This is a genomic window from uncultured Polaribacter sp., assembly GCF_947501385.1.
Taxonomy (GTDB): domain Bacteria; phylum Bacteroidota; class Bacteroidia; order Flavobacteriales; family Flavobacteriaceae; genus Polaribacter.
The window spans coordinates 26,476-50,225 of sequence record NZ_CANMVP010000008.1; the positions used below are offsets into that span (position 1 = coordinate 26,476).

The following is a 23,750-nucleotide window of genomic DNA, read 5'->3' on the forward strand; positions in this document are numbered from 1 at the left end:
AGTTTTATTTTTTAGTTTTTGTTATTTTTAAATCATTGTACGCAGAAATATATTGCGCTGCAGACCACGCTTGATAGGCTTTTCCCATTGGTTTTCCAGTAACGCCATGCGCCCATTCTGTAAATTCCCATTCGTTACTAATGCCTTCTTTATTTAGCAATGCCAACTTGTGTAGTTCTGCTATGGCCATATCTCTAAAGCCTAATTTATTTACAAACTTTACCCAAAAACCGCCCACAAAAGGCCAAATACCGCCGTTGTGATAATGGTTTGGCAGATTTAAAAGGTTTACAGTATAATAAGGTCTCCAATCTGGGTCTCCAGGACTTACTACTGGATATACGTTTGCAACAGGAAAAGGATCGTTCACACCAACACCTAACATAAATTTAAATGTTTGATGCGCTTTTTCAGCATCGATGGTTCCATGTAAATAGGCAAGTACATTTCCTAAAATATCACAACGCCAACTAAAATCGAAAGGTGTTGTTTGGGCAATTAAATACGAGGTGTCTCCTAATGTAAATTGTTTTTCAGCAAATGACACGGATGAAAATAATTGCTGTTGTGTTGAAGGCCAAAAATTCTGAACAATTTCTTTTTTTATTACTTGAGACCATCTAATAGATTCGCCAGCATCTTCATGATTTCCTAACATTTCTAACATGCGTCCAAAACAAACGTTGGCTCTATACCATAAAATTTCATCGTATAAAATATTATAACTTCTACCAAACAAATCGGTCCAATCTCCTGCTTCAGGAATTTCTAAAAGGGCATCATTATTGCTATCATGTGCACCTAACCATCGCATGGTTTCTTTAATATCTGCAATGTATTTTCTTAAAAATTTGTAATCTTTTGAAACATTTACATATTCATAAAATGCAATCACTACCCAAATACCACTGTCTATAGAGCAAATGCCTCCAACACCAGAATAATCAGGCTCATTATCCTTCAACCTTACATTAGAAGGAATCTGACCGTTCCTAGAAATATGTTCAAAAAGTGTAATTAATGTTTGTCTTTGACATTGATGAATTTCTTCGTCATCAATTAAAGACAAAGAGCCAATAACCGTAATTGCGCCATCTCTTGCCCAAACAGAATGGTAATTTTCATCGGTTCCATTCGGAATATTATCTTTTATAGAACAAGCAGAAAAACCCAAAGGTGTTATGTTTTTTCGTAGCGCTTCTATTGCTTTTTCATAGCCTTCTTGTATCAATGCAATCTTTTCATTATCATCTTCTAAAGCCAAAGTGTCTAATTCTTTTTTGATAAAAAAATCATCAGAATGATCTATATTGGTAATATCAATAGCTTCTTTTGGAAGTATTTTGTAGTAGATGAGACCTTCAATAATACCATCTCCTTTTTCTTTTTCAGTATGATAAACTTTTTTGTGTTTTGTGTATTTGTATAACTCTTCGTGTGCATTTGCAACCACAATACCAGAAACACCTTTCAAATCGAACATTGCTGAGTCATTTCCACTATCTCCTGCAACCAAAACTTGATTCGTCTCTAAATTTAGCCTTCGTAACAACCACTGCAAAGCGTTTCCTTTATTAGCCCATTTAGGTAAAATGTCTAAAAATTTATTGCCTGAATAAATTACATTGACGTCCATACCAGCATTTAGAAAATCTTGCGCAACATTTTCTATTAAGACTTCACTTGCATCATGAAAAAAATAACTTCTTTTGTAGGAATGTTGAAATTTATTAGGCTGTTCACTAATAGGAAAGTCTATTTTATTGATAATAATTTCTACAGCCTCTAAATTCCAACCATCATCTAAAATATCATTAAATTCTTTTTCTACACTTCTTTTTTTATAATTATAAATATGCGTTCCGACTCCAGAAATTATATAATCTGGTTTGGGTAGTACACCTTTGTCAATTAGATTTAATACATCATCAATTAATCTGCCAGTATTATAAGTAACAATAATATCTAAGTCATGGGCATATTTTATCCATGATTTTGTAAAGTTACTTTTATAGGTGTGAAAATCAATTAATGTATTATCGATGTCAAAAGATAAAATTTTAATATCGTTCTCTATTTTTTGGTTTTTACTCATATTTAAAGGCTTTTTTTTTAAAAGATTTCAATACTCGTTAAATTAATAAAATTTTAGGGAGATGCTAATCGTTCAGTTCTTTAATCTCTTTTAAACAGCTATTTTTATGATAATCATAATTATAGTATATAAAAAATGATAATTTGAAACGTTAAAAAAAAGTTAATTAATAGTTTTTATTTCTTAATTAAGAGTATTACTATTATATTTGAGATATAAACTTTTAGTTATGAAATCAATTATATTATTTACACTCATTTTAATCGTAAATTTTTCTTTTGCACAAGAAAGAAATACTTACTTAAAGACCATGACTTTCAATACGAATATTGAAGAAAACCATTATTCAGATAATGATAATAATTCAATTTTAGAAATTAAGCTTTTAGAGCTTTTAGAACCTATAAATAATTCTGAGGGTAAGTTTCCAATGTATAAATTAGATGGTGAACATGTTGATCTTATTTTGAATGGGAAATCTAAAATAATAAATAACTATAGTTCTAAAAACTTAATGAGTTTAGGAGCTGATGCAACTAGAGTTTCAGAAAATCTATTGACTCAAAATGAAGTAAAACTAATTCAAACTTTAATTTTAAAAAAACTTTTAAAAGAAGGTCACACAGATGTAGCTTTTGTGAAGGAGTATCAAATTAAAGGAAATTTAAACAATGAACTTTATAAAAACATTCCTCTTTATAAAGATAAATTAAATGTGAACTTAAAAATATCTAATAATATAGAAGTTCAATTAGGTGAAAATCTTGAGGGTTATATGGCAAGAATTAATAAAACAGAATTAGATAAAACGCTTCAAAATAGTTTGAATTTATTAATAGTGAGTTTTTAAAATCGATACGTCGTATTTGTTTAGACATTGTTTCTTGATTGTTTCTTGATTGATTTAAATTGGTAGCTCAGCAAATCGAGTTACCAATTTTTATTTTATAACTATATTTACAATCAACAGCATATTTTGCAATTAATGGAATTAAAAGAAGAATACTATTTTAAAAATGATACTGAATGGTACGATTGGCTAGCAAAGAATCATCATTCTTCAAATGGTGTGTATCTAATTTTTTATAAGGTAGAAAATAAAGAAGCATCTATGCGTTGGGAAGAGGCTGTAAAAGTTGCGCTTTGTTTTGGTTGGATAGATGCTACTGTAAAAAGTTTAGGAAATGGAAAGCGCAAACAGTATTTCTGTAAACGAAATCCGAAAAGTGTTTGGAGTGCTTTGAATAAAAAATATATAAAAGAATTATTGGAAAATAATTTAATGAATGAAAGCGGATTAAAAATTATAGAAATAGGAAAACAGAACGGTTCTTGGACGGCTTTAGACGCTGTTGAAAAAGGTGTTATTCCCGAAGATTTACAAGCAGCATTCAATCAAAACAAACTTGCTTTTGATAACTACAACAATTTTGCACCTAGTTATAGAAAGAGCTATTTGTACTGGTTACATCAAGCAAAAAGAGCAGCTACTCGGCAAAAAAGAATTACAGAAATTATTTCATTTTGTGAGCGCAATATAAAGTCTAGAAATACTTGGTAAGATGAAAACAACAAAATTTAAAATACTATTCATTGATGTTTTCAATATCTTTATTCCGAATAAAATCTTTGCACCTTTTGCCGCTAAAAAAATGAACCGTGTAAAAGTTAAAATCTGGTTTCAAACCCATAAAATTGAATTTTATGCAGCTGTAAAAAAAGATAAGAACTCTGGAGATTATAAAATGATGTTGAGTAAGCAAAAGCAAAAAGCGTTGGGTGTATCTTTAGGGGATGAATTTGAAATGCAAATTTTCGAGGACACCTCTAAATATGGAGTAGAAATGCCAGAAGAATTAGAGGCTGTTTTAATGAGCGATTATGATGCATATAAAATTTTTGAAGAACTAACTGCAGGCAAAAAAAGAAGTATTATTTACGGCATTATTCGTTACAAGAAAAGCCAACAGAAAATAGACAAAGCACTTGTGATGTGTGAGAACTTAAAAAGAGGAATTAGAAATCCTATGGAACTTTTTAAATTGCCATAACCACAAACTAATATTCTTTCCAAAGCACTTCGACAGACTTAGTGTAGAATCACACATACAAATTGTATTTTGAGCAAAAAAAAAGACCCTTCAGGTTTTTAAAACCTGAAGGGTCTTGACTATAAGTATCTACAATCCGCTTATAAAACTTCCATAAGGATCTTTGAACTGAGTACCTTCTGCAAATCTATATTTACTTAACTTTTTATATTCTACCAAAGCCCATAAAACAAATTCTTTCATAAAATAAGTATCAGCATCATTCATGTTTGGTTGGTGTTCTTTTATAAAATCATCTAAAGGTATAATTTTATCAATTTCTGCCTTGTATTGCGCTTCAGAATGTTCATCTAACAATTCGAAATCTTCGTCAGCATTAAAAAACCAAGAAATAATAGCATCGTATGGGGTTTCTTCTTCTTGTTTTTCCAATTTTTTAATTTCTGGAAAATAAGTTGGGAATAAACTTTTTACAGCTTTTTTAATCAAACTATCTGCAACTACATGTGCACCTTCTTGTTCACCTTCATACACCAATTCTACTTTTCCTGTAATTGAAGGTATAATTCCATCAAAGTCGCTTAAACGAACCATGGTTTTTTCATCCCCAGAAAATAAAGCCCTTCTTTCTGCAGTACTTAATAAATTTTCAAAAGCAGAAATACTTAATCGTGCACTTACACCACTTTTTGCGTCTATATATTCACTTTCTCTTGCTTCAAAAACAATCTGCTCTAACAAATCTTTTGCTAGTTCAGGTACCTCTATAAAATCTTTTTGAGAACTGGCTTTGTTCGCTTCTTGTTGTGTAATGGTTTTAGCAGTTTCTATGTCTTCAGGATAATGCGTTAAAATCTGAGAACCAATTCTATCTTTTAGCGGTGTAACAATACTTCCTCTGTTGGTATAGTCTTCGGGATTCGCCGTAAAAATAAATTGCATGTCTAAATTTAGACGCATTTTAAATCCGCGGATTTGGATATCACCTTCTTGTAAAATATTAAACAAAGCCACTTGAATTCTTGCTTGTAAATCGGGCAATTCATTAATTACAAAGATACATCTGTTTGCTCTTGGAATCATTCCGTAATGAATAACTCTATCATCGGCATAACTCAATTTTAAATTGGCAGCTTTTATAGGATCTACATCACCAATAATATCTGCAACCGTAACGTCTGGTGTTGCTAATTTCTCAGCAAAACGTTCATCTCTATGCATCCAGAAAATTGGTGTTTTATCACCTTTTTCTTGAATGGTTTCAATGGCAAATCTTGAAATAGGATTCAAAGGATCATCATTTATCTCAGAACCTTCTACTACAGGAATAAATTCGTCTAATAAATTGACCATTAATCGAGCCAAACGTGTTTTTGCTTGACCACGTAAACCTAATAAATTGATGTTATGTTTACTTAAAATAGCACGTTCTAATTCAGGTATCACGGTGTTTTCATATCCATGAACTCCTTTAAAAACGGTTTCTTTATTCATTATTTTACTAATGAGGTTTTCTCTTAATTCGTCTTTTATAGATTTTGAAGCATATCCCGCTTTCTTTAATTCTCCTAATGTTTTTATATTTTCTAAATTCATAAGCCTATCCTTAATCCTTTCCGAAGGAAAGGAAACACTGTTGTGTTTATCTGTGTGTTAATATTATATTTTTGCCCTCAAACTTGCTAAAAGCCTTCCCTTTGGGAAGGTTGGATGGGCTTTTTATTTAATTCTCTTTTTTCTATTTGTTTCGTAGTCTTCAAAAATCATTTCACCTAAACCCTTTAAACCTGTGTAAAATGCTTTTCCTTGATTTGCTTGTGTAAACGCTCTTACAAATTGCATCAAATACGGATCTTGTGCAATCATAAAAGTAGTAATGGGAATGTGTAATTTTCTGGCTTGTTGCGCCATTGCGTAACATTTGTTTACAATGTGTTGGTCTAAACCGTTACTGTTTTTATAATATTGACCATCTGGCAGACGTAAACAGCTTGGTTTACCATCTGTAATCATAAAAATTTGCTTGTTGGTATTTCGTTTTCTGCGGAGCAAATCCATCGCTAAATTTAAACCAGCAACTGTATTTGTATGATAAGGACCTACTTGTAAATAGGGTAAATCTTTAATTTTAATAGACCAAGCATCGTTTCCAAAAACAATAATATCTAAAGTATCTTTCGGATAACGAGTAGTAATCAATTCAGCCAAAGCCATCGCAACTTTTTTGGCAGGTGTAATTCTATCTTCACCATACAAAATCATAGAATGACTAATGTCTATCATCAACACTGTACTCATTTGGCTTTTATGAAGCGTTTCTTCAACAACCAAGTCGTTTTCTGTAAGACTGAAGTTCTCTATACCATTATTTATTTGTGCGTTTCTAATACTTTCGGTAACGGAAACTTTGTCTAATGCATCTCCAAATTGATAAGCTCTAAAATCTCCCGTATGTTCATCTCCAATTCCTGGAGATTTACTTTTATGATTCCCCGAGCCACTTCTTTTTATTTTTCCAAAAATATGATTTAAGGCTTGCTGGCGAATTGCACGTTCTGTTTTCGGAGTAATTTTTGTGCCTCCAGTTCCATCTGCTTTTACTTCCTCTTTAATGTATCCTTTTTTCTTTAAATCTTCGATAAAATCATCAATGGTATAATTTTTATCAGTCAATTTATATTCTTTGTCTAAAGAGCGCAGCCAATCGATGGCTTCATCAAAATCGCCAGAAGTATGCGTGATTAATTCTTTAAAAATCTCGAATAATTTTTCAAAAGGAGATTGGTTTTCTGCTTCATAAGTTTTAAAGACAAAACCTTTTCTTTTCGTGTTGTTTTTCATCACTATAAAAATACGGCTTTATAAATCGCCCAAAAAATGATTAACATTACTTTAATATATACTGAGATTGATTTAGGTTATTCTTTACAATGGATATTAGGCCTACTTCACTTATTAAATACATACAATAACAACTTTAAGATGATAAAAAGTTTTAATTGAGTTTTTTAAGAAATATAAAAATAATTTTTTAGAGGTCAGTAGTTAAATACATACCAAGTAAAAATTTTAAAGTACTGTTTATTAGGTGTTTGGAATCGTTTGTTATCGTCCGTTCGAGCACAGTCGAGAACTATTGGTCTGCTTTATATAGGTTTCGATAGCTTCGCTAGCTACCTTCGGCGCAAAATATCTTTTGCTTCTCGGCAATGCTCAACCAGACATCGTTAGTTAATTATTATTTTTAATAAGTAACTCGCTACTGACCTCTATAATTTTTATATATGCAATAATTATAAAATAATGAATAAGTTCTTTGATGAATTGATTTATTATCTTTAGTTTTATTATGTGAAATATTATTTTGATTACTTAAGTGATTTTGAAAAATGAAACATATCAGAATACTCATACTTCTTTGTCTACTAATGCATACAGCATTTTTCTCTCAACACATTCCTTATTTTAAGAATTACAATGTTTCTAAATATGAAGCTGGGAACCAAAATTGGGGCATTTCAAAATCTGAAACAGGGAAATTATACGTAGCAAATAATAATGGATTATTAGAATTCGACGGTCTAAAATGGAAACTTTGGGAACTGCCAAATAAAACAATCATACGTTCTGTTTTAGCCCATAAAGATAAAATTTATACAGGCTCTTACAAAGAATTTGGCTATTGGATTAAAAACAGTAAAGGCCTTTTAAAATATTTTTCTTTAAGCGAAAATTTTGAGAATAAGATCTCATCAAATGAAGAGATTTGGCAGATAAATGCCTATAAAGATTTAATAATTTTTAGATCTTTCTCTAATATATATATGTATGAGAAGGGTAAAACACAAAAAATAAATTTATCATCCACCATCATTTCTTCTAATTTTATAAATGAAGAATTGTATGTTTCTACTTTAAGAGAAGGGATTTTTGTCAAGAAAGGAAATGAGTTTGTCTCTTTTATTGACGATCCTATTTTTGAAAACACTAAAATTATATCCATCTCTAATTTTAATAAAGGTTTTTTGATTACTACTTCTCTAAAGGGATGTTTTCTATTTAAAAATGATAAATTATCGGTCTACAAATCAGAAATTAACTCATTCATAAAAAAACACCAATTAAACACTTTTTTAGAACTAAAAAATGGGAATATGGTTTTTGGAACCATTAAAAATGGAATTTATGTTATCGATAAAAATGGAAAAATTTTATATAGTATCAACAAAGAAAATGGTTTGTTAAATAACACTGTTTTGGGGATGTCTGTTGATGATGATAACGAACTTTGGTTGAGTTTAGACCAAGGGATTTCTATGATAAACTTAAATAGCAACTATACTTTTTACAATGATACTAGTGGAAATTTAGGCGCTGTTTATGACGTAATTTTATATAAGGACGTAGTTTATATAGGAAGCAACACAGGAATTTATTTCTTAAATAAAGAAAACAAATTAGAATTTATAGAAGATTCTCAGGGGCAAGTTTGGGATTTTAAAATAATAAATGATGAATTGTTTTGCGGACATAACAATGGCACCTATCTTATTAAAGATAATAAACTAAAGCTGATTTCTATTTTTACTGGTGGATGGACGTTAAAAAAAGTTCCAGAATCTAATGCTGTTTATATTCAAGGAACGTACTCTGGTTTGGTGAAATTCGAAAAAACAAAAAATGAATGGCAAGCAAAACGTTTAGATAAAACAACAAATCCCATTAAGTATTTGGTATTTGAAAATGAAAGAAAAGCTTGGGCTGCAGATGCTTATAAAGGATTGTATAGAATCACTTTTAATGAAGATTATCAGTCTATAAAAACTATTGAAAATTATAATTCCAAAGGATTATCATCAGATTATGGTGTACGCGTTTATAATCTGAATAACAATATTGTTTTTAAAACTAATAAAGGATGGCAGAAATATGAATCTATATTAGATAGCATCATAGATTATGAGCTATTAAACAAAACGTTCGGTAAAGACGCTTATATAATTTCTGAAGACGATTCAGAAAAATTGGTCGTTAAAAATAAAGATTTAATTAGTTTTTATAACGTATCTAATTTTAAAAACACCTTATCTATTGAGAGTAAGTACTTAGAAAATAGACTAATTGTTGACAATGAAAACATATCAGTTTTAAAAGATTCAGCTGTTGTATTAAGCTTAATGAATGGTTTTATGATAATTGACGAACGAAAAAATCAATTTTATAATCAGTTACAAAAACCAAATATAGAAACCATTGTTACAGATAAAAGAAACATAAATATCAGTAACAAAGAAGTTATTAAAATCCCTTTTGATAAGAATAATATAACAATTTCATTATCTGCACCAAAATCAAAGAATTACTTTTTTGAATACAAAATAGCTACTAATAATTCTTCAATTTGGAACCGTATTGAAAAAGAAAAATTAGAATTGTCTAATTTGCCCGACGGAGATTATACGTTACTATTTAGAACATCGAACCTTCTCGATAAAACTTCCGAAAATACCAGTCTTCAAATAAAAATACTTCCTCCTTGGTATAAATCTAAAAAAGGATATCTATTGTATGTGGGAATCCTACTTTTAATTAGTGCTCTTTTTTTTATGTTGCATAAAAGAAAGATTAAGAAAGAGCAAAAACTTTTAGAAATCAAATTTCAAAAAGCACAAGAAAGGTTAGTTGAGGAGCAAATCATTGAAAACGATAAAAAAATAATCGAATTAAAAAATGCAGCTTTAAAAAACGAGTTGAAATTAAAAAGTAAACAGTTGGCAAATACTGCAATGGCTTTGGTCAAAAAAAATGAATCGCTTCTTTCTCTTAAAGAAGAATTACTTTCAAATAAAGACAATTTCAATAATTATTTTTCCTTTAAAAAAATAATAAAAAAAGTTAACAATTCTATTGGTCACAAAGATGAATGGGAAGTTTTTGAATACAATTTCAATCAAGTTCACGAAGAGTTTTTTAAACTTTTAAAAGAGCAATTTCCAAGATTAACCCATAAGGATTTAAAGATTTGTGCTTATATTAAAATGAATCTTTCAACCAAAGAAATAGCACCATTAATGAATATTTCTTTAAGAGGTGTAGAAACCCATAGATATCGTTTAAAGAAAAAATTAGGACTCGATAATGAGAGTTCTTTGACTTCATATTTGGTAAATTTTAGCTCCTAATTTTATCATTAATTCAATAAACAAGTGCTTTTTTTTCGATTTTACCACTTAAAATTATTTAAAAACTACACTCAAAAATACGTCATTACTACGTCATTTTTATTTTTAAAGGTTAATTTTATTAGTTATAATAGCTATTTATCTATTGTAGAATACTCACTTTTATCAATTTTTTTTATAATGATGTACTTAAAGTGTAGTCTGTATTGTTAATTTAACGTTAAATAAGCTCTAATTTTACTCTAATCAATTTCAAATGAATAAAAAGATGAAAGTCAAATTAAAGTTATTACTACTATTAATGTTATTTTCAACAATAACAATGCTACATGCACAAGAAATTAATATTAAGGGAATTGTTACTAGTGCAGATGATAATTCACCTTTACCTGGTGTAAGTATTCTAGTAAAAGGAACAACCAAAGGAACCTCCACAGATTTTGATGGTGGCTATGCTATCAACGTAAATAAAGGAGATGTTTTGGAATTTATGTATGTGGGTATGAAAACCGTTGCTGTTACTGTAGCCAACAAAACTACTATAAATGTGGCTTTAACAACAAGTTCTGAAATTTTAGATGAGATAGTTGTTATTGGTTATGGTACTGCAAAAAAACGAGATTTAACAGGATCTATAGTGAGCATTAAAGGGGAAGAAGTTGCAGATAAACCTGCCACAAATCCAATTGCTTCGCTTCAAGGAAAGGTTGCTGGGCTTTCCGTAGTAAATTCGGGTAGAATTGGGCAAAATCCGGATATTAGAATTAGAGGAACAAGTAGTAGGTATAACACAAGTCCACTTTATGTAATAGACGGAATATTTGCCAATAATATTGACTTTGTAAACCCAAATGACATCGAATCTATAGAGGTGCTTAAAGATGCATCATCTTTAGCCGTTTTTGGAGTTAGAGGAGCAAACGGTGTTATTATTATAACTACTAAAAAAGCGAAAAATGGAGAGTTTACATTAAACTTTAACTCTACTATAGGTGTCAAAAATATTACAGGGAAACCAAATTTGGCGAATGGGGCGCTTTTCAAGGAGCTTTATGATGAGCAATTAATAAATGAAGGTGAATCGCCTTTTATTTATTACAATGAATTTGACGGAGATACCGATTGGGTAAATGAAATAGCAAATAATGCTGCATTTATTCAAACAAATAATTTAAGTATTCAGAATGCTACAGATAAAAGCAAATTATCTTTTGGTTTAGGGTATCGAATAGAAGAAGGATTAGTTAAGGAAGAAAAGTTAGAGAGAATTACATTGAATTTAAATAATGAATATAACATCTCTAAAAATTTTAGAATTGGTATTAACTTAAATGGGTTGCAAGATAAGCTTCCAAACCAAGGCGGTTTTGGAGCAGCATTGAATGCAACTCCAATCGTAGATCCTATTCATTTTGATACGAGACCAGAGTTTAACGGTCTTTATAACCAACTGCCCATTCAGATTGGTGGGCCGCAAATTGGAAATCCTGCATTGGTTGCGAATGTCACAAAAAACAAAGGTATTGGAGAAAGATATCGTTTTGTAGGAAGCCTTTTTGCAGAGGTAGATTTTTTAAAAGATTTTAGCTTTAGAGTAAATATATACGGAGATTATAGTCACTCTAGAACTAGATCTTATACGCCAATAGTTGGAATTTATGTTGCTGAATCTGATGAAATAGAGAACTTTAATGGCAATCAACTTACGCGAGTAAATCAGTCTAGTAATACAGGATTCAATTTTCAGAACGAATATTTGTTATCATTTAAAAAAGACTATGGTAAGCATGACATTAATGCTGTTATAGGTTTTACAACAACAGAATTTTATTCAGAAAATATAAATGGTAGTGTAGAACATGATCCAAGTTCAGCAGTAGGTATTATTCCTGATGATGAACGTTTTTGGTATTTAAATGTATACCCTTACGGAGATCCATCAACGAGAACATCAAACTCTAGTCAATCAGATAGGGCAACTGCTTCATTTTTAGCTAGAACTTTATATAGTTATGATGGCAAATATTTATTAAATGCTTCTTATCGTAGAGATGCCACATCACAATTAGCACCAGATAATAGAGAACAAGATTTTTGGTCTGTTGGGGCAGGTTGGGTTGTTACAAGAGAAAGTTTTATGGAGAATGTAAATACGTTAGATTACCTGAAATTTAAAGGTTCTATAGGGGCATTAGGGAATCAAGCTTTACCTGGTGGCACTAATTACCCCTATTATCCAGGTGTAAACCAATCTGCAACTGCAGTTTTTGGTAATAATGTAATTGCTGGTTTTATTCAAAAATTTGAGGAAAATCCAGATTTAAAATGGGAAACCGTAAAAATGTGGGAGTTTGGTTTTGAATCGAGATGGTTAAATAATAAACTAACGTTTAATACGAATTACTATAACAGAAAAACCGAAGACTTATTAGTATTTGTAAATACAGGTGTACAAACATTTTTTGATAATTTTGGTGAGATTGAAAATAAAGGTTTTGAATTTGAAACTTCATGGGATGATAATCTTAGTGATAATTTCAGCTATTCCATCGGTGGAAATGTAACGACTATCGATAATAAAGTTTTATCAACTTTTGAAGATGCTCCAATTTTTGCAAACGGATCTGCTTCAAGAACTATTACTGGTGAGGCAATTGGACATTTCTATGGATATATCGTAGATGGTCTATATCAATCAAACGCAGATATAGCAGCTTCAATCCCAAGTGCTTTAGGTAGTTATTCTCCAGGAGATTTTAAATACAGAGATGTTAATGGAGATGGAGAAATTACACCAAACGATAGAACAGTTATCGGGAACCCTACACCAGATTTTACCTATGGTTTTTATACAAATTTAAAGTATAAAAACATTTATTTGAATATGGATTTTCAAGGTGTTTATGGAAATGAAATATATCGAGATTGGGGAAATGGAAATTCTTTCGCTCAATTTAATTTTAGAGATGCTAGAGCAGAAAGATGGATGGGTTCTGGAACATCAAACTGGGAGCCTAGATTATTTTCTACAGATTATAACAGACTTCCATCAACATATATGATTGAAGATGGTAGTTATTTAAGAATTAGAAATATTCAATTTGGGTATAGTGTTGATCATAATGTACTTAAGAAGTTAAAAATTCAGCAATTAAAATTATTTGCTAATATTCAGAATTTATACACTTGGAAAGAAACTTCGGGCTTTACCCCTGAAGCTGGTGGTTCTCCAACTGCTTTTGGTATAGACGGAGGAGGGTATCCAATACCCGTAATTTCTACCGTTGGTGTTAGCTTAACATTTTAAAAAATTAATAAAATGAAAAAAATAAAACGAATTAAATTACAAATTTTGTCATTGGTAGGTATTTTAATATTAGGCATGGCATGTGAAGACGGTTTCTTAGACAGGTTACCTTTAGGGGAGGTTGCCAATAATGAAGAATTGGGGGTTGGTGGTCAAGAAGCCGCTGTATTTGGTATATACTCCTTAACAAGAACTACTAGCGTAGGAAGCTGGACTAGATTATGGTTTGGAAGCATTAGATCTGATGATGCAGAAAAAGGGAGTACTCCTGGAGATGGTGCTGCAAATGGAACAGCTTTTAACGAATTTCAATACATTCCAACCAACGGATTAAGTACAGCATGGTGGAACGGACACTACGAAATTATTTTTGCATGTAATGAGGTGATTAATAATATTAAAGAGGCTGAGTTAACCGATGAAGCAAGTTTAGTAAATGACGCAGAAGCCAGAGCAATAAGAGCTTTAATGTATTTTGAATTGCGAAGAGATTATGGAGAAGCACCAATTATTACAGTTACAATAGATGTGCCTTCAGATGCTTTTGCACCAAAATCTTCTATTGCTGAAATAGATACGTTTATAATAGAAGATTTAGAAATCGCAGAAAAAAAATTACCACTTACTTGGCCAAATTTTCCAGGAAGAGCTACAGCTGGCTTTGCTAAATCTTTATTAGCGAAATTATATCTATATCAAAAAGATTGGACAAACGCCTATAATAAATCTAAAGAGATTATAGATTCTAAAACCTATACACTAGACCCTAGTTTAATGAATTTATTTGAATTAGGAGGCAACAATGGCTCTGGATCTATATTTGAAATTCAGCAAACAATTACGGATAATGGAGATCGATTTTCTAACATTTACTTTATTGGGCAAGGGGTAAGAGGAACAGGAGAATGGAATTTAGGTTGGGGTTTTAATGTGCCAACACAACAGCTTGTAGATGCTTTTGAGCCAGGAGATTTAAGAAAAGCAAATACCATTTTAGAATCTGGTAAAGATGATGGTGGTTTTGGAGGTGGTACATTGCCAGATGCACCTCCTTTAGCTCAAAAATATTGGAATAAAAAAGCATATACACATAAAGATGTTCGTACCAGCTTTAATACAAATGGAAACAGATGGGAAAATATTAAGATCTTTAGATATGCAGACATCCTCTTAATGGCTGCAGAGGCTGGGAATGAATCAGGATTAATTTCTCCGTCAGATGCAGCTGATTTAATAACACCAGTGCGTTTAAGAGCTGGACTTCCTAGAGTTTCCAGTTCATCGCAAAGCGGAGTTCGAAATGCAATTAAACAAGAAAGAAGAGCAGAGTTTGCTATGGAAGAGTACAGATTTTATGATTTAGTGCGTTGGGGAGATGCACCTGCAGTATTAGGTAGTTTAGGATATTTACCAAAACATGCTTTTTTCCCAATTCCTCAAGAAGCAATTGATAATTCTGGAGGTGTTATTGTTCAAAACCCTAACTATTAATAATTATCATATCAAATTTTAAAAAGTATAGAAGTGATGAAAAATAAAAATTTAAAAAATTTAGGTATACTATTCATAGGAATTCTATTTTTTAGCTGTCAAGATTTACAAAAACCAGAGTTTACGAATTTTCTTTATGATGGTCCAGAAATTACAATTACAAGTCCAAGTGCAAGTGGTTCAACCGTTATTCGTTCTAAAGAGGCAACAGCACCAATTACTATTACGTTCAAAGTAGTAGATGATCTTGGTGTGGCGAGCGTAAATGTAAAAGTCAATGATACAGAAATTGCAAATTATACTGATTTTGCAAATAATAGATTAATTGAAGTAGACAATCTAGTTTTTGATAATGTAACCACAGGAGTACATACATTAACCATAACAGCTAAAGATATTAACGATGTTGTTATTACAGAAACAACAACGTTTGAAAAAGTAGATATACCTCCATATACACCTATGTTTGATGGAGAGATATTTTACATGCCATTTAATGGAGATTACGCTGAAGCTATAAGTGGAAATGGAGCTACAGAAGCAGGGAGTCCAGGTTTTGCTGGTGAATCAAAAATGGGCAGTAATGCCTATGCAGGAGCTACAGATTCTTATTTAACATATCCTACGGCAGGGTTATTGGATGCTGAATTTAGCGCTTCGTTTTGGTATAAACTTAATGCAGATCCAGATCGTGCAGGAATATTGGTGATAGGACCACCAGATACAGCCAATCCTGATGCACAGAATAACAGAAAAAGTGGATTTAGGTTTTTCCGTGAAAATGCAGGAGGTAAACAACGTTTTAAGCTAAATGTTGGAAACGGCACTGCAGATACCTGGGTAGATGGTGGAGCTGCAGCAGATGTAGACCCCGCAGTTAACGATTGGGTACACATGGCATTTACGATATCTGGAACCGAAGCTAGAGTCTATATTAATGGTAATATGGTTAAAGAAAGTGCTTTTACGGGTATAGATTGGGCAGGTTGTGATTTGTTATCCATTATGTCTGGAGCTCCACGTTTTGAAGCGTGGAATCATAAAGCTGATTTAAGTTATATGGATGAGTTGCGTTTGTTTAACAAGGTATTGACACAAAAAGACATTTCTAATTTAGGCGCGCAAGGAAGTAAAACATTTAGTATGCCATTTGATGGTAGTTATACAGAAACGATAAGTGATACCGATGCTTTACAAGTAGGTAGTCCTGGTTTTGCTGGAGAATCTAAAGAAGGTAGTAACGCTTATGCAGGTGCTACAGGTTCTTATTTAACCTTTCCTACTGCAGGATTGTTGGGTAATGAATTAAGTGCAACCTTTTGGTATAAACTTAATGCAGATCCAGATCGTGCGGGAATATTAGTAATAGGACCACCAGATCCAGCCAAACCAAATGCACAGAATAACAGAAAAAGTGGTTTTAGATTTTTTAGAGAGAATGCAGGAGGTAAACAACGTTTTAAGCTGAATGTTGGAAATGGCACTGCAGATACCTGGGTAGATGGTGGAGCTGCAGCAGATGTAGACCCCGCAGTTAACGATTGGGTACACATGGCATTTACGATATCTGGCACCCAAGCTAGAGTCTATATAAATGGAATTATGGTCAAAGAAAGTGCTTTTACAGGTATAGATTGGACAGGTTGTGATCTGTTATCTATTATGTCTGGAGTTCCTCGTTTTGAAGAATGGGGGCATAAGGCCGATTTAAGTTATATGGATGAGTTGGCTTTATACAACAAGTCATTATCACAAGAAGAAATTCAAGCGATTATGAATTAATTGAAAATTAGCTACTGCAAACTAAAAAATAAAGTTTATACTAATAATAGTCAAATATAAATATTTATATAGTTCCCCCAATAGTAATTCTTAGCTGCATTTAACAAATAAATGCAGCTAAATATTTATCAAAAACATGATACTACAAAAAATAAAAATAACGTTGTCACTAGGTCTTTTAGTAATAGTTTTTAGCTGTAATTCAAAAGATAAAAAATCAGCAAATAATTCGTTAGCAAATAAAATAGAACTAACAGATAATCAATTGTTAGATTCCATTCAAAAACAAACGTTTAATTATTTTTGGGAAGGTGCAGAACCTAACTCAGGTATGGCTCCAGAAAGGATTCATTTAGACAATGTATATCCTTCAAATGATAAAAATATAGTGACCATTGGTGGAACAGGTTTTGGGTTGATGGCTATTTTAGCGGGTGTTGAAAGAAAGTTTATTACTCGAGAACAAGCACTAAACAGATATTTTAAAATTATAAATTTCTTGGAAAAAGCAGATCGTTTTCATGGTGTTTGGCCCCATTGGTTAAATGGCGAAACAGGAAAAACAAAACCGTTTAGTAAAAAAGATGATGGTGGTGATTTGGTGGAAACCGCATTTTTAGTCCAAGGACTATTAACGGTTTCGGAATATTTTAAAGATGGCAATCAAAAAGAACAAGAGTTAGTTCAAAAAATAGATATACTCTGGAAAGAAGTAGAGTGGAATTGGTACACAAAAAATGGAGAAGATATTTTATACTGGCACTGGTCTCCTAATTATAAGTGGGAAAAGAATTTTGGTGTAAAAGGGTATAACGAATGCTTAATCATGTATGTTTTAGCGGCATCTTCACCAACACACCCAATCAAAGCATCAGTATATCATAAGGGATGGGCAAAAAGTGGCGATATTGTTTCTAATCAGCAATTATACAGTCATGATTTAGTTTTGAATTATTTCAATCAAAGTGAAAAACCAATGATTGGTCCCTTATTTTGGGCACATTATTCATATTTAGGATTAAATCCAAAAGGACTGTCAGATCAATATGCAGATTATTGGAAATTGACTCAAAATCAAGCCAAAATTCATTATGATTACGCCGTAGATAATCCAAAAAACTATAAAGGATATGGAGCAGATTTTTGGGGGTTAACTTCTAGTTATTCCATGAGAGGTTATGCTGGACATAGACCAGGTGATGATTTAGGGGTAATTTCACCAACCGCAGCTTTATCTTCTTTTCCTTACACTCCAAAAGAAAGTATGAAAATGCTTCGCAATTTATATAAAAATCACGATTCACTAATCGGTAAATATGGACCTTACGATGCTTTTAGTATAGAACATAATTGGTCTACTCCAAGATATTTAGCCATAGATCAAGGACCAATTCCTGTAATGATAGAAAATTACAGAACGGGTTTACTCTGGGATCTATTTATGCAAAATACAGATGTTTTAAAAGGATTACAAAAATTAAATTTCACAATTAAATAAATACAAATGATAAAAAATATAGCATTTTACCTATTTATATCAGCGTTATTTTTTTCGTGTTCAAACGATTCTATATACAAAATATCTAACAATCCAGATCCTGTAGATTCAACGATAGAAAAATTATCTGATGAAGAAATGTTGAATTTGGTTCAAAAAGAAACGTTTAAATATTTTTGGGATTTTGCCAATACAGCATCAGGTGCAGCAAAAGAACGTTATCACCCAGAAGATCCTACTTTAAATCAAGATGTAGTGACAAGTGGAGGTACTGGTTTTGGATTGATGAGTATTATAGTTGCTATAGAGCGCGGTTTTGTTTCAAGATCAGAAGGTGTATCAAGACTAAGTAAGATTGTAAATTTTCTAGAAAATGCAGACAGATTTCATGGCGCTTGGTCTCATTGGATAAATGGAAACACAGGCAAGGTAATCCCTTTTAGCACTAAAGATAATGGAGGTGATTTAGTAGAAACTGCATTTTTGGTACAAGGGCTTATCTGTGTAAAAGAATACTTAAAAAATGGTACTACTACCGAAAAAGCAATTTCTTTAAAAGCAGACCAACTGTGGAAAGGTGTAGAATGGAATTGGTACACTCAAAATAAGGATGCATTGTATTGGCATTGGAGCCCTAATTTTGATTTTGATATTAATTTAAAACTTACAGGGTATAATGAGGTAATGATTACTTACATTTTAGGAGCATCATCACCAGATTATAGTATTACAAAATCTACTTATGAAAGTGGATGGGCAAGCAATGGAAGTATAAAAAACTCAAATTCTCAGTACGGTTTTCCTTTAGTTTTAAAACATGCTGGAGGTTCTAATTTTGGAGGGCCACTTTTTTTTAGCCATTACTCTTTTTTAGGATTAAACCCTAAAAATTTATCTGATCAGTATGGTAATTATTGGGATGTAGCCGTTAATCACACTAAGATTAATCGCCAGTATTGTATTAGCAATCCTAAAAATTATAAAGGGTATGGCGTAGATGTTTGGGGTTTAACAGCCAGTTATTCAAGAAATTCAGATGGTTCTAGAGGATATGCTGCACATAGTCCATCAAAAGATCTTGGAGTTATCTCGCCAACAGCGGCAATAAGTTCCACACCATATACGCCAATAGAATCATTACAAGTGATGCATTATTTGTATCAAAATAAAGATGAAATGTTGGGCGTTGCAGGTTTTTATGATGCTTTTAGTCCAGAATATGATTTCTGGGTAACAAAAACATATTTAGCTATAGATCAAGGACCACAAATTATAATGATAGAAAACCATAGAACTGGTTTACTATGGAATTTATTTATGCAAAATGAAGACGTAAAAAAAGGATTAACTAAATTAGGATTTAGTTACTAAAACTCGATTATGAAAAAATATTATTACACTTTACTGATACTTTTCTTGTGTTTTTCAAATAATTTGTTGTCACAAGGCAATTCAAATTTATACGAGTCAAAATCATTCATACATAAAACGGATACCTTAAAGTATCGAATTCAGTATCCAGAAAATTTTTCAATAGGAAAAAAGTATCCTGTAGTTTTATTTCTTCATGGAGCTGGAGAAAGAGGAAATGATAATAAAAAACAGTTGGTACATGGCAGTACCTTATTTACGGATGAAATAAATAGAGGTGCTTTTCCTGCTATTGTAATTTTTCCGCAATGCCCACAAAATGATTATTGGTCAAATGCAAAGGTAGATAGAACAACAAAACCAATTTCGCTAGTATATCCTCTAAATGACGCGCCAACAAAATCGTTGAATTTGGTGATGTTATTGATGGATAATTTTTTTGAAAAACAATATGTCGATAAACATAAAATGTATGTTGGCGGATTATCGATGGGCGGTATGGGAACTTTTGAAATCTTATATAGAAAACCAAATTTATTTGCTGCAGCGTTTTCAATTTGTGGAGGAGGAAATCCAGCATCTGTTAAAACTTATGCAAAAAAAACAGATTTATGGGTCTTTCATGGAGCAAAAGACGATGTTGTAAACCCGCTATTATCTGTAAATATGGTGCATGCTTATTTGCAGGCGGGTGGTAAACCCAATTTTACCTTATATGCAGACGCTAATCACAATAGCTGGGATGCTGCATTTGCAGAACCCAAGCTCTTACCATGGCTTTTTTCGAAATCAAAAAATAATTAAAAATGAATAGTAAAATAACGCAAACCCTTTTTGTTCTAAGTAGTATACTTGTTTTTTTTTCTTGCAATATTGCTGATAAATCAAATCATTTAAGTAAGCAAGAAACTGTTTTTGATACCAAAGTAGATTCTTTGATGGAATTAATGACTTTAGAAGAAAAAATTGGTCAAACTACCATGTACAGTGGAAGTGGCGCCGTAACTGGACCTACCGTTAATGCAGATTTTAGAAAATTCATCAAAGCATCTAAAGTAGGTGCTATGCTGAACGTATATTCCGCAAAAGGCACTCGTGAACTGCAAAAACTAGCAGTTGAAGAAACGCGTTTAGGAATTCCATTACTATTTGGTTACGATGTAATTCACGGTTTTAAAACCATTTTCCCTATTAATTTAGGATTATCTGCAAGTTGGGATTTAGAAGACATTCAAAAAAGCTCAAGAATTGCTGCTGAAGAAGCTTCCGCAGTTGGTATTCATTGGACCTTTGCACCCATGGTAGACATTGCAAGAGATCCGCGTTGGGGAAGAATTTCCGAAGGCGCAGGTGAGGATGTGTATTTAGCAAGCAAAATTGCTAAGGCGTATGTGCATGGTTTTCAAGGTGATGATTTATCGAAATACAACACTATTTTAGCTTGCGCAAAACACTTTGTGGGTTATGGCGCAGCGCAAGCTGGACGTGATTATCATACCGTAAACATGAGTGAAGACGAATTACGAAACGTGTATCTACCACCTTTTAAAGCAAGCGTTGATGCTGGTGTAGAAACATTTATGACTGCGTTTAATGAAGTAAATGGAGTTCCTGCATCTGGAAATAGTTTTTTATATAGAGATATTTTAAGAGATGAATGGAATTTTAAAGGATTGGTAGTTTCAGATTATACTGCCATTTTTGAAATGGTGCAGCATGGTTTTGCAAAAGACAATAAAGATGCGGCTAGAATTGCCATGAATGCAGGTATAGATATGGACATGATGGGTAGTGTGAATCGATTGTATTTAGAAGAATTAGTAGTAGAGAATAAAGTAGACATTGCGCATATAAATGATGCGTGTAGAAGAATCTTGCTCGCTAAATATAAATTAGGCTTGTTTGACGATCCTTATAAATATGCTAATGAAGCCCGAGAAAAAGAAGTAATTTACAAACCAGAATTTTTAGGTGCTGCGCGTCATTCGGCCGCAATATCATCCGTATTATTAAAAAATGAAAATAATGCTTTACCACTAACATCAGCCAAAACAATTGCCTTAATTGGTCCTTTGGTAAAAGATAAAGAAAATATTTTGGGAAACTGGGGAGCTGCTGGAGATCGAAGTGGAAAAGCAATTAGTGTGTATCAAGGTATACAAGAATATTTACAAGATACTAGAATACTATATGCTAAAGGTTGTGAAATTGAAGGCGATGATGAAAGTAAATTTAAAGATGCCATAAATATTGCAAAAAAAGCAGACATGGTAGTTCTGGTTTTAGGGGAAGATTATGATATGAGTGGTGAAGCAGCCTCCAGAACAAATATTAAGTTACCAGGAAAACAAACCAAATTGATTCGCCAAATTAGAAAAGCAGTACCAAATAAAAAAATAGTTTTGGTGTTAATGAATGGTCGTCCGTTAGATTTATCTGAAGAAGATATATTGGCAGATGCAATTTTAGAAGCATGGTTTCCAGGAACTATGGGTGGTCATGGTGTTGCAGATGTATTGTTTGGAAAATACAATCCTTCAGGGAAATTAACGGTTACTTTTCCCAGAAATGTTGGGCAAATTCCTATTTATTATAATATGAAAAATACAGGAAGACCAATTCCTAAAAACAATCCGAAAGAAGATTATAAATCTAATTATATAGATGTAGCAAATACGTCATTATATCCTTTTGGTCATGGGTTGAGTTATACAAATTTTGAATATTCAGATTTTAAATTATCTGCAGCAACAATAGGGTTTTCTGATATGATAACTGCCTCTGCAACCATCACCAATACGGGTGATTACGACGGTCATGAAATTGTACAATTATATGTGCATGACAAAGTTGGGAGTATTACCAGACCTGTAAAAGAATTAAAAGGATTTGAAAAAATATTTCTTAAAAAGGGAGAAAGTAAAATAGTTTCTTTTAAAATTGAAGTAGAAGATTTAAAATTTTACAATTCAGAAATGGTATTTGGAGTAGAGCCAGGTGTTTTTGATATTGCTATTAAAGGAACTTCAGACTTTGAATTTGAGCACACATTTACATTAACGGAATCAAATAAATAATATGAAAAATTATCTTTTAATCTTTATCTGTCTTTTTTTTCTTCAACTTTCTTCACAAGAAAAGAAAACATATACATACGCTGTTAAAGAAGGAATTAATTTAAAAATGGATGTGTATACTCCAGATAATATTTCTAAAGATAAAAAGGTACCCGTTTTATTGTGGATGCATGGTGGTGGTTTTGCAGGTGGAAAACGAGACAATGGTGCAGAGGTAAAAATGATGCAACATTTTACCACAAAAGGCTATGTTAGTATCTCAATTTCTTACAGGTTATTAAGAAAAGGAAAAAAAACTGGTTTTGGTTGCAATTGTCCAAAAGAAGATAAGATGGAAACTTTTAAACAAGCCGCATTAGACTATTTAGATGCTACTAAATTTGTAGTAGATAATAGTGAAATGTTACAAATTGATAGTTCTAAAATTATTGCTGGTGGAAGCAGTGCAGGCGCAGAAGGAGTTTTGAATGCCGTGTTTTTAAGATCATTTTTCGTAGCAGATATAACTACATACAAAAACGTAAAATATGCTGGCGTATTTTCTTTAGCAGGTGCCGTGGTGAATGCAAATTATATTACTAAAAAGAATGCAATACCTAGCGTTTTATTTCACGGAACAGATGATAATCTAGTACCCTTTGCAACTGCACCACATCATTATTGCAAAGAAGATAAACCTGGTTACATGGTTTTAGATGGCTCTGAAACGATTATTCAAAAGTTAGATAATATAGGTGCTTCGTATTATTTTCATAAAGTAATTGGGGGCAGACACGAATTATCTTCCATACCTTTTAAAGAGTTAGAAAATGTGGTTTTATTTTTTGATAAAACAATTTTAAATTCAGAAGTGATTCAAACAAAGAAAATAGTAACTAAGAAAAACAAGAATTAAA

Annotated in this window: 15 protein-coding genes; 12 read left to right on the forward strand and 3 right to left on the reverse strand. The window is 31.9% G+C overall.

From position 1 onward, the window contains the following. Positions 1–4: 4 nt before the first annotated feature. Entirely contained in the window at positions 5–2,095 is a 2,091-nt protein-coding gene (locus tag Q0998_RS06850; protein ID WP_299668018.1) for an HAD-IIB family hydrolase, read from the reverse strand. Between the two features lie 229 nt (positions 2,096–2,324). Here Q0998_RS06850 and Q0998_RS06855 point away from each other — a divergent pair, with 229 nt between their 5' ends. The 3 genes from Q0998_RS06855 to Q0998_RS06865 all read left to right on the forward strand — a co-directional run bounded on the left by Q0998_RS06855 (position 2,325) and on the right by Q0998_RS06865 (position 4,146). Next, positions 2,325–2,945 carry a hypothetical protein gene (locus Q0998_RS06855; protein ID WP_299668021.1) on the forward strand — a complete coding sequence of 207 codons (621 nt, stop codon included), beginning with the start codon at positions 2,325–2,327 and terminating at the stop codon, positions 2,943–2,945. 135 nt (positions 2,946–3,080) lie between these two features. After that, positions 3,081–3,656, forward strand: a complete 576-nt coding sequence (locus Q0998_RS06860) for a YdeI family protein (protein ID WP_299668024.1) — start codon at positions 3,081–3,083, stop codon at positions 3,654–3,656. A gap of 1 nt (position 3,657) precedes the next feature. Next, entirely contained in the window at positions 3,658–4,146 is a 489-nt protein-coding gene (locus tag Q0998_RS06865) for a YdeI/OmpD-associated family protein (protein ID WP_299668026.1), read from the forward strand. Between the two features lie 129 nt (positions 4,147–4,275). On the opposite strand, the gene Q0998_RS06870 is transcribed toward Q0998_RS06865, so the two are convergent. Together Q0998_RS06870 and Q0998_RS06875 are read right to left on the reverse strand one after the other, a co-directional pair. Beyond that, on the reverse strand, positions 4,276–5,742 hold the full coding sequence (locus Q0998_RS06870) for a sigma 54-interacting transcriptional regulator (RefSeq protein ID WP_299668028.1): 1,467 nt from the start codon (positions 5,740–5,742) through the stop codon (positions 4,276–4,278). Positions 5,743–5,865: 123 nt separating this feature from the next. Next, positions 5,866–6,987: a VWA domain-containing protein gene (locus Q0998_RS06875; protein ID WP_299668030.1), complete on the reverse strand. Its 1,122-nt coding sequence runs from the start codon at positions 6,985–6,987 to the stop codon at positions 5,866–5,868. A gap of 548 nt (positions 6,988–7,535) precedes the next feature. Between Q0998_RS06875 and Q0998_RS06880 the strand changes: the two genes are divergently transcribed. The 9 genes from Q0998_RS06880 (at position 7,536) to Q0998_RS06920 (ending at position 23,749) form a co-directional block, all read left to right on the forward strand. Further along, positions 7,536–10,328, forward strand: a complete 2,793-nt coding sequence (locus Q0998_RS06880; RefSeq protein ID WP_299668032.1) for a LuxR C-terminal-related transcriptional regulator — start codon at positions 7,536–7,538, stop codon at positions 10,326–10,328. A 268-nt stretch (positions 10,329–10,596) separates the two neighbouring features. Then, positions 10,597–13,635 (forward strand): TonB-dependent receptor, encoded by a 3,039-nt coding sequence (locus Q0998_RS06885; protein WP_299668034.1) that lies wholly within the window; start codon positions 10,597–10,599, stop codon positions 13,633–13,635. 12 nt (positions 13,636–13,647) lie between these two features. Next, entirely contained in the window at positions 13,648–15,126 is a 1,479-nt protein-coding gene (locus Q0998_RS06890; protein WP_299668036.1) for a RagB/SusD family nutrient uptake outer membrane protein, read from the forward strand. Positions 15,127–15,162: 36 nt separating this feature from the next. Then, positions 15,163–16,908: a LamG-like jellyroll fold domain-containing protein gene (locus tag Q0998_RS06895; RefSeq protein ID WP_299668038.1), complete on the forward strand. Its 1,746-nt coding sequence runs from the start codon at positions 15,163–15,165 to the stop codon at positions 16,906–16,908. 136 nt (positions 16,909–17,044) lie between these two features. Further along, positions 17,045–18,406: a glucoamylase family protein gene (locus Q0998_RS06900; protein ID WP_299668039.1), complete on the forward strand. Its 1,362-nt coding sequence runs from the start codon at positions 17,045–17,047 to the stop codon at positions 18,404–18,406. A 6-nt stretch (positions 18,407–18,412) separates the two neighbouring features. Then, positions 18,413–19,777 carry a glucoamylase family protein gene (locus Q0998_RS06905; protein ID WP_299668040.1) on the forward strand — a complete coding sequence of 455 codons (1,365 nt, stop codon included), beginning with the start codon at positions 18,413–18,415 and terminating at the stop codon, positions 19,775–19,777. Positions 19,778–19,786: 9 nt separating this feature from the next. Beyond that, on the forward strand, positions 19,787–20,581 hold the full coding sequence (locus Q0998_RS06910) for an alpha/beta hydrolase-fold protein (protein WP_299668041.1): 795 nt from the start codon (positions 19,787–19,789) through the stop codon (positions 20,579–20,581). A gap of 2 nt (positions 20,582–20,583) precedes the next feature. Then, positions 20,584–22,854 carry a glycoside hydrolase family 3 N-terminal domain-containing protein gene (locus Q0998_RS06915; protein WP_299668042.1) on the forward strand — a complete coding sequence of 757 codons (2,271 nt, stop codon included), beginning with the start codon at positions 20,584–20,586 and terminating at the stop codon, positions 22,852–22,854. A gap of 1 nt (position 22,855) precedes the next feature. Then, positions 22,856–23,749 (forward strand): carboxylesterase family protein, encoded by an 894-nt coding sequence (locus tag Q0998_RS06920; protein ID WP_299668044.1) that lies wholly within the window; start codon positions 22,856–22,858, stop codon positions 23,747–23,749. Position 23,750 lies beyond the last annotated feature (1 nt).